Annotated in this window: 14 protein-coding genes and 1 other annotated feature; of the genes, 3 read left to right on the forward strand and 11 right to left on the reverse strand. The window is 58.5% G+C overall.

Annotated elements, in window-relative coordinates; translation table 11 throughout:
* Positions 1 to 50 precede the first annotated feature (50 nt).
* A complete protein-coding gene (locus NW834_RS01430) occupies positions 51 to 350 on the reverse strand; it encodes an AAA family ATPase (protein WP_414350991.1) in 300 nt (99 codons plus the stop codon).
* Between the two features lie 194 nt (positions 351 to 544).
* Here NW834_RS01430 and NW834_RS01435 point away from each other — a divergent pair, with 194 nt between their 5' ends.
* Together NW834_RS01435 and rpsU are read left to right on the forward strand one after the other, a co-directional pair.
* Positions 545 to 1,831 carry a trypsin-like serine protease gene (locus tag NW834_RS01435; RefSeq protein ID WP_414419042.1) on the forward strand — a complete coding sequence of 429 codons (1,287 nt, stop codon included), beginning with the start codon at positions 545 to 547 and terminating at the stop codon, positions 1,829 to 1,831.
* A gap of 103 nt (positions 1,832 to 1,934) precedes the next feature.
* Positions 1,935 to 2,120 carry a 30S ribosomal protein S21 gene (rpsU, locus tag NW834_RS01440; protein WP_011432857.1) on the forward strand — a complete coding sequence of 62 codons (186 nt, stop codon included), beginning with the start codon at positions 1,935 to 1,937 and terminating at the stop codon, positions 2,118 to 2,120.
* 280 nt (positions 2,121 to 2,400) lie between these two features.
* On the opposite strand, the gene NW834_RS01445 is transcribed toward rpsU, so the two are convergent.
* The gene (locus tag NW834_RS01445) at positions 2,401 to 3,732 is read right to left on the reverse strand and encodes a TonB family protein (protein WP_414419041.1); all 1,332 of its coding nucleotides are present in this window, start codon (positions 3,730 to 3,732) and stop codon (positions 2,401 to 2,403) included.
* Positions 3,733 to 3,996: 264 nt separating this feature from the next.
* On the opposite strand from NW834_RS01445, the gene NW834_RS01450 reads away from it, so the two are divergent.
* Positions 3,997 to 5,079: a Rieske 2Fe-2S domain-containing protein gene (locus NW834_RS01450; RefSeq protein ID WP_414419040.1), complete on the forward strand. Its 1,083-nt coding sequence runs from the start codon at positions 3,997 to 3,999 to the stop codon at positions 5,077 to 5,079.
* 57 nt (positions 5,080 to 5,136) lie between these two features.
* Here the strand turns inward: NW834_RS01450 and rplL are convergent, their stop codons facing one another.
* From rplL to NW834_RS01495, 9 genes are all read right to left on the reverse strand, one after another.
* Entirely contained in the window at positions 5,137 to 5,547 is a 411-nt protein-coding gene (rplL, locus tag NW834_RS01455; RefSeq protein ID WP_414350999.1) for a 50S ribosomal protein L7/L12, read from the reverse strand.
* Between the two features lie 65 nt (positions 5,548 to 5,612).
* A complete protein-coding gene (gene rplJ, locus NW834_RS01460) occupies positions 5,613 to 6,176 on the reverse strand; it encodes a 50S ribosomal protein L10 (RefSeq protein WP_011432851.1) in 564 nt (187 codons plus the stop codon).
* 58 nt (positions 6,177 to 6,234) lie between these two features.
* Positions 6,235 to 6,394: a sequence feature (ribosomal protein L10 leader region), on the reverse strand.
* A gap of 79 nt (positions 6,395 to 6,473) precedes the next feature.
* Positions 6,474 to 7,184: a 50S ribosomal protein L1 gene (gene rplA, locus NW834_RS01465; RefSeq protein ID WP_011432850.1), complete on the reverse strand. Its 711-nt coding sequence runs from the start codon at positions 7,182 to 7,184 to the stop codon at positions 6,474 to 6,476.
* A gap of 106 nt (positions 7,185 to 7,290) precedes the next feature.
* Positions 7,291 to 7,716 (reverse strand): 50S ribosomal protein L11, encoded by a 426-nt coding sequence (gene rplK / locus NW834_RS01470; protein WP_011432849.1) that lies wholly within the window; start codon positions 7,714 to 7,716, stop codon positions 7,291 to 7,293.
* A 9-nt stretch (positions 7,717 to 7,725) separates the two neighbouring features.
* Positions 7,726 to 8,391, reverse strand: a complete 666-nt coding sequence (gene nusG, locus NW834_RS01475; RefSeq protein WP_414342805.1) for a transcription termination/antitermination protein NusG — start codon at positions 8,389 to 8,391, stop codon at positions 7,726 to 7,728.
* A gap of 62 nt (positions 8,392 to 8,453) precedes the next feature.
* A complete protein-coding gene (secE, locus tag NW834_RS01480) occupies positions 8,454 to 8,726 on the reverse strand; it encodes a preprotein translocase subunit SecE (RefSeq protein ID WP_414419039.1) in 273 nt (90 codons plus the stop codon).
* 103 nt (positions 8,727 to 8,829) lie between these two features.
* Positions 8,830 to 9,207, reverse strand: a complete 378-nt coding sequence (locus NW834_RS01485) for a hypothetical protein (protein ID WP_414419038.1) — start codon at positions 9,205 to 9,207, stop codon at positions 8,830 to 8,832.
* Between the two features lie 3 nt (positions 9,208 to 9,210).
* Positions 9,211 to 9,966 (reverse strand): tRNA (guanosine(37)-N1)-methyltransferase TrmD, encoded by a 756-nt coding sequence (gene trmD / locus NW834_RS01490; protein WP_414419037.1) that lies wholly within the window; start codon positions 9,964 to 9,966, stop codon positions 9,211 to 9,213.
* Between the two features lie 5 nt (positions 9,967 to 9,971).
* Complete coding sequence (locus tag NW834_RS01495) at positions 9,972 to 10,370, reverse strand: hypothetical protein (RefSeq protein WP_414329472.1); 399 nt, start codon at positions 10,368 to 10,370, stop codon at positions 9,972 to 9,974.
* Positions 10,371 to 10,659 lie beyond the last annotated feature (289 nt).

The raw sequence follows: 10,659 nt of genomic DNA on the forward strand, positions 1-10,659 counted from the left end.
TAAAAGCCGCCCTGGTCGCGTCAGCGGGCCGTAGGCCTTAGGGCGGGGCTTTAGACCCAGTTTTTTGGTAACTGTTCCGGGGTGGGACGGGCAGGGGTGTCAATCACCGTGTGCTGAAAGCCTGTGGGCGTGGGAGTGGTGGGATCCCCGGCCAATACCTTGATAGGAAAGGATGATCCCCGTTCTGCCCAGCGAGAGGCCGAGCGATTGGGATCGGCATCGATCAACAGGGCCATCCCCGACCCACCCGCAGGAGCTGCCCCTTGTTTTTGCTGAAGGTAGAGGGCCAGGTGTACCGCCGTGGTGGTTTTGCCCACGCCCCCTTTGAACCCCAAGACCGCGATATTCATCTGCCACACACCCTCCCACCCTGGTTTTACTGCCCAGGTGCACGGGCGGCAAGAGGCAAAAGTGGGCATTGGGGTCTTGGGGCAACTCGGGAGAGCCGGCCGCGGGGAGAAGTTCTCCCGGTTGCGCAATCTTTAGGCTTCGCCGGTAGGATATCCTTGGCTGGCATAACCGGCTGGCTTTGGAGAATCTGACCATGCCTCATCTCTCGCGATCCCATTCCCCCCTTGGCTTGGCTCGCTCTTGGTCTATTCCGCTGGGGTTGTGTCTGGCCCTGAGCATAAGCGCCTGTGGCGGTGGCGGTTCCAGTCGCCCGCTTCCCCCAGTCTCAGCTCCTCCCACAGGACGAATTGAGGGATCCCATTTCGACGATCTCAACGGCAATGGGCTGCGGGATCCGGGGGAGCCGGGGCTGCCGGGCATCGCCACCTTTTTGGACTTAAACGGCAATGGCCGCCTCGACCCGGGGGAGCCCAGCACCGTCAGCGATGCCAGCGGTAACTTTCGCTTCTCCAACTTGCCCCCTGGCACCTACCGCGTCACCGCCCTTTTGCCGCCAGGGCGGGTGTTCACCACGCCGCGCTCAGGCTTGGGGCTGGAGCGGATTGTGGGCGGCAGACCTGCTCCCGAAGGGGCCTTTCCCTGGATGGTGGCTTTGCTGGACGCGGCTGAGCCAGATCCTTTTCAAGCGCTGTCTTGCGGCGGATCCCTGATCGCGCCGGAGTGGGTAGTTACCGCTGCCCACTGCTTTTTCGACGATCAAGGCAAGCAGGTAGTGAGTGCCCAAAATCTGGATCTGCTGTTGGGTACCAACCGCTTGCAAATCGGTGCCGGCCAACGCATTCGCGCCGCGCAAATTGTCCTCAACCCCAACTACGACCCCCTACGAGGGACAGAGGGGGGGAATGACATTGCCCTGGTGCGCCTCTCTCGGCCAGTGCACCTGCCTACCCTGCCGCTGGTGCAGCCCAACCAAACCAACCTGACTGCCCCTGGTACTCTCGCCACCATCCTTGGCTGGGGAGCCACCTTCCCCAGCGCCCTGGATCAAGAACCCAGCGGCCCTACCCGAGATTTGCAGCAGGCCACCGTTCCCATCGTCTCCAATGCGGTGTGCAACGCGCCCCAATCCTACGATGGCACCATTTTAGATACCATGCTCTGCGCCGGCTTTCCCCAGGGAGGAGTCGATACGTGTAAGGGCGATAGTGGTGGGCCTTTGATTGTGTCCAGTGGCACGGGTTTTGCCCTGGCCGGAATCACCAGTTTTGGCTTCGGCTGCGCCCAGCCCAATTTCTATGGGGTGTATACGCGGGTGTCTAGCTTCGCCGGTTTTGTGCAATCGGTAATCGGCAGTGCCCCCAGCCCAACTCCAGCACCACCCTCCCCTCCACCCCCCACCGGGACAACTGCTTCATTCGTTGTCAATTTGAGGGAAGGTGAGGTGGTTGCGGGGCTCAACTTTGGCAGCCGGCTACAGTGAATAGGAACTGTAGCAGCAAGCAGCGGGGCGGAGATGGTTTAGGATAGGGATCCCTGTTGTAACCGAGTCCATCCCATTGATTGACGGAGGAGATGTCTTGCTTATGACCCAAGTGACGATTGGCGAAAACGAAGGGATCGAATCGGCGCTGCGCCGCTTCAAGCGCCAGGTTTCTAAGGCGGGCATTTTGCGGGATTTGCGCAACCATCGGCACTTTGAAACCAACCTAGAAAAGCGCAAGCGCAAAGCGGTAGCCGTCCGGCGCAACCGCCGCAAATCTATGGCCTAGGCCATTGCCGACACTCGGAAATCTGAACCCCTCTGAACAGGGCTTGTGGCCTTGCCTGAGGTTCTGACGTTAGTTTCTCGGAATCTGGGTTGGGCCAGCCTGCAGGGAAGCCCCGCACTCTCTGCAACAGCAGGAGGGTCGGAATGAAAGGCGGATATATTCTGTGCTATAGTAATGATGCGGACACCAGAAACGGTTGTTTAAGGCACTGGTAACGGTCGATTGGGGGTGCTGTAAACCATCCCAGAGGTCCGTGGTTAGTTTACTAACTGCAGGGCTACTAAAAGCCCTCTCTGTACTGCGAAGCAGTCAGGGTCGGGTAGTTTACTTCTTCGCCAACATAGCTCTCGGGCAAAGGAGCAAAGGGGGCTGAGCGCTGGATGGCACTGAGCACGGCTGCATCCAACAGGGGATCTTCTGAGGGGGTTTGCAGGCGCAGTTCCCGCAGGGATCCCTGTCGATCCAGACGCACCTGCACCACTGTTACGTAGGAGCCGGATGCCCGCCGTACCATCCAGTGTTGGCGAACCCTTTCTTGGAATTGAGCCAAGTAGTCTCCCCAATCCGGATCGGCGGTGGCATTTAGGCTGGGTGGGCCTGCCCGCGAGGACTCTATCCCACTGGTGCGACCAAGGCTGGAGCTGTGGGATCCGGTAGGAAAAGTCGGGGGCAAGGTGGGAGAAGGCTCTTCCAACGGGGCTGCGATCGGCTCTGGAGAGGGCAAAGTTGGATGCGGATCCGCTGGAGCCGACAGGTAGGGTTGTGGCAAAACCTCAGGAGAACTTGCTGCTCTTTCGGGTTGAGGCTTGAGGGATTGAGCAGGAGAGATCTGAGCCGATTTGGTCTCCACTGCTGCTGCCGAGGAGGTAGCCAGTAGGCTTTGCAGATGCTGACGATAGTCCTGCAGTTGCTGGCGCTGTGGAGAGGACAGAGGCCAGTGATCCAGCCATTCTTCCGTCAGATGTAGCGCCTCCGCCCAATTGTGATCGGCAACTGCCTGCTCCAGAGCTGCTAAACCCGCTGACAGATTTTCTAACCTGGCCTTTGGCTGCTGCTGAGGAGAGGCAGAGTCGCGGTTGGGTTGGGGCATCTCAAGCTCCCTTGGGGATGGGGGGAGGATCCCAGGGACAGGACTCCCTGCGGCTGAGGCAACCAAAGGCTGTGCCGCCGCAGAAGTGGCCTCTTCACTTGGGCTGGGCACTTGCGACTGCCGCACCGATACGTGATCCCGAGGTTCAGAGACACCGGACTCACGGGCGGAGACGGGCGCAATCCACTGCGGCTCTGGGGGCGGCTCATCCGCCATCTCCACCCACTGAAAGGAGATTATCTCCTCCTCTTCCCGGATCCTAGGCTGCCAACCCACCCAGCTCATCGCGATGAAATGCAACCCTGCCGAGAGCACGTTGGCCAGCCCCAGACGCCAAGGTAAGGAGCGGCGTTCCTGCTCTCGTTTTTGTTGAGAACAGCTGAGGCGAGGATCTGGATCCGTCAGTTGGTTTGGCCGGCTCTCAGCAGCCGGTTCTGGTTTGGGGGAGGTGGACTCTGCAGTAGGTTGGGCCGGGATCCCTGTGTTACGGAGATCTCGGTTGGGGTTCAATTCGTTTTGCACCTTTCCACCTCTCCCCACAGCCACATGCCAACAGAAGCCCACTGACACTTTTCTACTTCCCTCAATCAATAGCCCATCTCTGGATAGAGGGGGAGTTGTCGATGTCCAAACGCGACCGCTGTGGCAGGGCAAAGCTGTGTTGGCTTATACGGACTTCGGGTATTTCGACGCCTACTCTTTTTGCTGAGGGCAATGCTTTGAGTCACCTGGGCTCACGAAAAGCCAGCTCATGATTCTCCGAACTAGAGCTTGTGGAGCGGGTTTATGCTTGTTACCCAGCAACCTGTCCTGAGGCGGTTTTGGTACCCCGTGATCCCGATGTCGGCCCTGGAAACCGGCCCACAAGCTTTCACGCTGCTGAAGACTCCTCTGGTGCTTTGGCTCAATGAGTCAGGGCAGCCTTGCGCCGTCTTGGATCGTTGCTGCCATCGCTCGGCCCAACTTTCCAAAGGGGTTGTTTGCAATGGCCACATCCGCTGCCCCTATCACGGCTGGGAGTTTGACGGCTCCGGCACCTGTGTGAAGGTACCCCAACTTACAGACAACTTCATCCCTCGCACCTACAAGGTAGAGGGGTTTCGCTGCCAAGAGCGCTATGGCTATGTTTGGGTGGCATTGGCGGATCCCTTGACCGATATTCCCGAGATCTCAGAGGTGGCGGATTCCCGGTTTCGCCAAATTCATCAGTTCTATGAGGTCTGGAAATGTGCTGGCCTGCGCCTGATGGAAAACTCCTTTGACAATGCCCATCCCCACTTCGTCCATCACCAGAGCTTTGGGGTGATCTCCGAGCCTGTACCCCCAGATCTGGACAGCCTTGAAGAACTGGAATATGGCCTTCGGGCCACCTCTGTTTTGCCGGTGTTCAACAGTGACTTGCAGAAGCAAAACTTGCGGATGTCAGAGGATCGCACAGTGCGTATCCTGGAGGGCACCTGGTTTATGCCTTTTGGTCGCAAGCTCAAAATCACCTACCCCAACGGCCTCATCCACATCATTTTCACAGCGGCTACCCCCATCGACGACCAAACCTCGCAGGTGGTGCAATTCTGTTTACGCAACGATTCGGAAGCAGAGGTGAGTGCTGAGAGTATCATCGCCTTCGATCGGCAGGTGACCCTTGAGGATCAACGGGTTCTGGAAAGCACCGACTATGACGTTCCCCTCGATATCAAGGCGGAGCAGCACATGTTTACCGATAAACCCAGCATCGTCATGCGTCGCAAGCTGGCTGCCCTCTTGAAAGCTCACGGAGAGGTGGAAGCGCGGCGGAGCAGGGATCCCGAACCCACGCCAATGGTCGGGCAGACCCAAAAGAGGGGCCGGAGCAGCCCCCCTTGGGTTTGAGAGTCTTGATTAGATTCCTCGTCAGAGCAGGGAGAGGCGCTCCCCTCGTAACTGGAACTACTTGATCTTGACGGTGGCGCCGGCTTCTTCCAGCTTTTTCTTGATGTCGTTGGCTTCCTCCTTGGGAACTCCTTCTTTGACAGGCTTGGGAGCCGCCTCGACGAGATCTTTGGCATCCTTCAGGCCCAAGCCGGTCAACTCGCGCACCACCTTGAGGATGGCGATCTTCTTGTCGGCTGGCACAGCCTCGAGGATGACATCAAAGGCAGTTTGCTCTTCCACCGGCTCAGGGGCTGCCGCCGGAGCTGCCGCCGCCGCTGCCACAGGAGCTGCCATGACCATGCCGCCGGCTGGGGCTGCTGCACTGACGCCAAAGGTTTCCTCGATGGCTTTCACCAGCTCGGAAGCTTCCAGCAAGCTCAAGGCTTTCAACTCTTCCAAAATCTTTGCAACGCGCTCTGAAGACATGATGGTTTCTCCTTAAGGGGTAATGGAATGGATGACATAGGTTTGGGCTGATGAACCGAAGCCCTTTAGGCAGCCTCCTTGTCGGCAATGGCCCGGATGGCCCGCCCCAGAGAGGCTGGGATCTCGTGGATACCGCGCGCCACTTGCGTGGGCACAGCATTGAGCCCGACCGCCAGGCCGGTGGCCACCGACTTGAGGCTGCCCGCCACTTGGGCCATGAGCACTTCCTTGGGCGGTAGCTCGGCGATGGCCTTGGCCTGCTCCAAGGTCAGGGATAGCCCTTCAATGCCAGCACCGCGGAACTCGGTTTTCTTGGTTTGCTTGGCAAAATCTTGATACGCCTTCAGGGCTGCCGAAATGTCGCCCCGAATCAAGATAAAGGCCGTCGGCCCCGCCAAAAAGGGAATGATCCCTGCCCAAGCTTTTTGGTCGGCGATGGCCCGCCGCATCAGGGTATTCTTAACAACCATGCAAACCGAATCCGATTTGCGCAGCTCTGCCCGCAGTTGATCCATCTCCGCAACGGTCAGCCCCTTGTAGTCGATCACCAGCACCATTTGGCTGGCTTGCAGCAGGGATCGGACTTTATCGACGATCTCCGCTTTCTTCGCTAAAGGTTGCTTGCCCATGCGCTCACCTCCTTTGTTGTCAATGGTCACCCAGGGTTAACGGGTGGTGAATCTGGGTTCTACCAAACAGAATGCGCCCCAGCCGTAGCCGAGACGCATTGAGATAAGCGCACCATCAAAAGCGATCCAAGAAGGGATCCCTTTGAACTTCGCTCAAACCTCGGCAGGACATTAAGCCCGCGGGCACCTGCTGTCTTCGGCTTGCTATTCGACTGGGGAAAGATGTTCTGCCGGGATCCTCCTCCAAATTACACTCACTCAAACCCTTTTCAACCCATCGCAGCGCCGAAGCCAGGCTTAGGTCGCCAACTTCAGCTCCCGCAGGGCATTGATATCAACCTCAATCGAGGGCCCCATTGTAGCAGAAACGTGTAGGGTTCGCCAATACTTGCCCTTGGCTCCAGAGGGACGGTTGCGATCGATGGACTCCTGCACTGCCTTTAGGTTCTCCAGCAGAGCTTCGACGGGGAACTTGCACTTGCCGAAGATCAAATGCACAATGCCGGTGCGATCCGCCCGGTACTCCAGCTTGCCGGCCTTGAACTCCTTAATCGCTTGGGCCAGATCCATGGTTACCGTTCCCCCCTTGGGAGAGGGCATGAGGCCGCGCGGCCCCAACAGCCGCCCCAGCTTGGCCACTTGGGGCATCACATCGGGGGTGGCGATCAGAAGGTCAAAATCCATCATGCCCTTGCTGATTTCCTCGATCAGGTCTTCATAGCCAACCCGATCCGCCCCTGCATTTTGGGCCTCCACCACTTTCTCGCCACGGGCAATCACCGCCACCCGGATCTCTTGGCCGGTGCCCCTGGGCAAGACTACAGTGGTGCGCAGTTGTTGGTCGGCGTACTTGGGGTCGATCCCCAGGCGGATGTGAACCTCTGCCGCCTCTTCAAATTTGGCGGTGGCCGTCTCTTTCATCAGGGCCAAAGCGGCTTCGGGAGCATAGGCAATGGGCTTCACCTTCTCCCGCAAAGCCTGCATACGTTTGGAAAGCTTTCGAGCCATCGTTTCTCCTCGGGGTACTGGCGAGAACTTCTCTCCCCCACAGTGGTTTGCTAGAACAACTTTTTCAAGACCGTGAACACCTCAGATAGGGCAAGGGATCCCTCCATCAATCCACCACCGTCACCCCCATGCTGCGAGCAGTTCCGGCAATAATTTTCATGGCCGCCTCCACATCGTGGGCATTCAAATCCGGCAGCTTCTGCTCGGCGATCTGGCGCAGTTGAGCTCGGGTCAGGGATCCCACCTTGGTTTTGTGGGGCTCGCTGGAGCCAGACTCAATGCCCAGAGCCTTCTTGATCAACACCGAAGCCGGCGGCGTCTTGAGGACGAAGGTAAAGCTGCGATCCTCGAAGATGGAGATCTCAACCGGTACCACCATCCCGGCCTGATCCGCCGTCTTGGCGTTGTACTCCTTACAAAAGGCCATGATGTTGACCCCGTGTTGACCCAAGGCTGGGCCAATGGGGGGAGCGGGGGTGGCCTTGCCCGCCTGAATGGCCAACTTGACCACGGCCACCAACTTCTTAGCCATGAAACGCGGTTACACCTCTTTTCGCACTTGACCAAACTCTAATTCTACCGGGGTATCGCGCCCGAAAATCGAGATCAACGCCTTGAGCTTGCCCCGTTCTGGGCTGACCTCCACCACCTCGCCGTAGAAACCCTGGAAGGGGCCGGATAGCACCTCGATGCGATCCCCAGGGGCCATGTCGATTTTGAGGGGCACTTCCTCCACCTCGACGCTGCTGAAGATGCGCTGGACTTCGCTTTGGCTGAGGGGACGCGGTGTAACATGCCCCCGACCGCGACCGTAGGCCCGCTTTTCTTCGGTGCCGACAAAGTTGATCACATTGGGGGTTGTTTTCACCACCATCCAAGTGTCGTCGTTCATGTCCATGCGCACCAGGACATAGCCGGGAAAAATCTTCTCCTCTTGCTCCTGGCGCTTGCCGGTTCGATCCAGCTTGAAGCCCGTTCGCTTCGGGATCACCACCTCGACAATTTGATCCGCCACATCCAAAGCAGCCGCCCGTTGCATCAGGGTGCTCTTCACTTTGTTCTCGCAGCCTGAGGCCACCTGCACGGCGTACCAGCGCAGGTTGCGACGCTCTTGACCTTCCCCCTCGTCTGGTTCCGGGATCGCGTCTGCAGGCTCAAAGTGCTCCACACGGCCCCCACGACGTTTTCGCTGCTGCTCTGGCCTCATCACCTCACATCCTCCCTGTAGCCATCCTTGAACATGACTCTCTTGCCCCTCAGGACAGAACATCACAAGAACAGCTGAGTGGCTACCCAAGCAAACACTTGATCGACCAGGTAGATGAAGGAAGCAAAAGCCAACACAATCAGTAAGACCCCTACCGACTCGCCGATCAATTGCCGGCGGCTCGGCCAAACAATCTTGCTTAATTCTGTGCGGGTCTCTTGAATAAAACCCGGGATCCCTTTGAGTTCGGTGGAACTGTCTTTGGAGTGACCCCGGCTGGCGGGATCCAAACGCTGCTCCGTATCGGTTTTGCTGGAGGGGGTGCTCTTAACCACGGCGGTGTTCTCCTAATGGATCCCGAAAACGGTGTACCGCATTTCAGCAGGCACGGGATCGGCTTTGCGATCCTAACAGATTTACCGGGAATGGGATCCAACCTTAGGGAGTGGGGGTGGGCTCAGGTGTCAAGGAAGCGGGAGAAAGCGGGAGGGAGCGGCGGCGGGATTGGTTAAATTGCTCCACAGCAGCATCAACGCTGGCCTTGCCGTCCCAGCGGGAAGCAGCATTCTGGCGGGAGAGGAAGTCGGCAGCCCGGAAGAGATCGTTGACGTTGATGCTGGTGCCATCCAACAGAGGGGGATTGCTGTCGCGGCGAATGGCATCGTTGACACTTCCGCTTTGGGCCAGGGCCACCCCAGAACCGCTCAGAACCGAGCTCAAGGCCATTCCCACCAGAAGCAGCACTGGGGGCGAGGGGATCCCACGCCAGCAGACGGGCGATGGATTCAGGAGACGGTTGAGAAGCTTGCCGAGCATGATTTATTTCTCCGCTTCGTTTACACGAGGGTGCTGCTCCGCCAGCCCCTCTACCAACAACTGCTGCTCTTCGGCGGTCAAGGGGCGCTTGGCCAACAGGTCTGGTCGCCTTTGCCAGGTTCGAACCAGCTGCTGCTGCAGACGCCAACGGGCAATGGCTTGATGGTCGCCTGAGAGGAGTACCGGCGGCACCTTGTGCCCCTGAAACTCTGGCGGGCGGGTGTACTGAGGATAGTCCAACAGCCCCGCCTCGAAGCTTTCCCTCTTTAACGAGTCTACCTTGCCTACGGTGCCCGGCAAGAGCCTCACCACGCCGTTGATCAGGGCCAGCGCCGGAATTTCCCCCCCGGTCAGGACAAAATCCCCCAGCGACACCTCGCGGGTGGCCAGGTATTGGCGGATGCGTTCGTCAAAGCCTTCGTACTGGCCACACAGCAGGATCAGCTGCGCCTTCTGGGCCAGCTCCTGCAGCAGCGCCTGGTTTAGCGGTTGCCCCTGGGGCGTCAGCAGAATGATCTCGCAGGGATCCAACCGGGGCAGGGAGGCGACAGCAGCGAAGAAAGGCTCTGGCTTGAGCACCATGCCCACCCCACCCCCGTAGGGCTCATCATCGACACGGCGGTGCTTATCGGTGGCGAAGTCGCGTGGATTGGTGCAGTGGACTTCGGCGATCCCCTGCTGTAGGGCTTTGCCCACCAGCCCAATGCGCAGCGGCGTTTCAAAAAATTCGGGGAAAAGGGTAAGGATATCGAACCGCACAGGACTCAGGACGAGGTGCGCAACCGCTCCAAATCCAGGCGCAAGGACTCAATCTGATGGATCAGCTCCATCAACTCAGCCATCTCTTCTCTGGAGATAGCCGGCTTGTTGGGGGAGGAAGCTGGTGTCGGGGGAGCATTCTCGACAGGCGCTTCAGAGTCAGGACTTGCCGAGGGGGCGTTGGCGGCTGGATCCCTGAGACTCTCAACGTAACGAACTGCCTCCTGCTCGATCAACTCTCCCTTTTGCTCCAGCTCCGCCGCCAGTTGTCCCAAGTCCATCGAAAGGCGGTTGAGGTTTTCGGTGCGCTTTTCCGGGTCTTGCAGGATCTCCACCAAAGCGGTGGCCGTGCCGTAAAAAATGTGGCGAGCCCGCGTGAACCAATCTGAAGAGTGAGAACTCATGGCAGCAGAAAGAGGTGGGTTGTGGATTATTCTAGGCGATCCACCCGACGGGATGAGCCCAAGGATACAAGCAGAATACCCGGCGTCCGAGGACAGACTGGAGTCTAGTTCTCCAAAGTCTTGAGGGCAATCTCAACCTGAAGACAGGGCTCAATCGACGGCGCGGATCTCGCCACTGTTTAGGCGCTCCACAATCGATTCCAGCAGTTCGTGCTGATACATTTACGCTGAACACTGCTGAACATCACTGTTCAACTATGCAGCGATAGCATTCTGTTTGTTTCCAACC

Source organism: Synechococcus sp. R60.1, from assembly GCF_047461835.1.
In the GTDB taxonomy this organism is placed as follows: Bacteria; Cyanobacteriota; Cyanobacteriia; order Thermostichales; family Thermostichaceae; genus Thermostichus.

Coding starts and splice junctions, on each gene's coding strand:
- NW834_RS01430 (WP_414350991.1), bottom strand. CDS start 350: ATGAATATCGCGGTCTTGGGGTTCAAAGGGGGCGTGGGCAAAACCACC.
- NW834_RS01435 (WP_414419042.1), top strand. CDS start 545: ATGCCTCATCTCTCGCGATCCCATTCCCCCCTTGGCTTGGCTCGCTCT.
- rpsU (WP_011432857.1), top strand. CDS start 1,935: ATGACCCAAGTGACGATTGGCGAAAACGAAGGGATCGAATCGGCGCTG.
- NW834_RS01450 (WP_414419040.1), top strand. CDS start 3,997: ATGCTTGTTACCCAGCAACCTGTCCTGAGGCGGTTTTGGTACCCCGTG.
- rplL (WP_414350999.1), bottom strand. CDS start 5,547: ATGTCTTCAGAGCGCGTTGCAAAGATTTTGGAAGAGTTGAAAGCCTTG.
- rplJ (WP_011432851.1), bottom strand. CDS start 6,176: ATGGGCAAGCAACCTTTAGCGAAGAAAGCGGAGATCGTCGATAAAGTC.
- rplA (WP_011432850.1), bottom strand. CDS start 7,184: ATGGCTCGAAAGCTTTCCAAACGTATGCAGGCTTTGCGGGAGAAGGTG.
- rplK (WP_011432849.1), bottom strand. CDS start 7,716: ATGGCTAAGAAGTTGGTGGCCGTGGTCAAGTTGGCCATTCAGGCGGGC.
- nusG (WP_414342805.1), bottom strand. CDS start 8,391: ATGAGGCCAGAGCAGCAGCGAAAACGTCGTGGGGGCCGTGTGGAGCAC.
- NW834_RS01485 (WP_414419038.1), bottom strand. CDS start 9,207: ATGCTCGGCAAGCTTCTCAACCGTCTCCTGAATCCATCGCCCGTCTGC.
- NW834_RS01495 (WP_414329472.1), bottom strand. CDS start 10,370: ATGAGTTCTCACTCTTCAGATTGGTTCACGCGGGCTCGCCACATTTTT.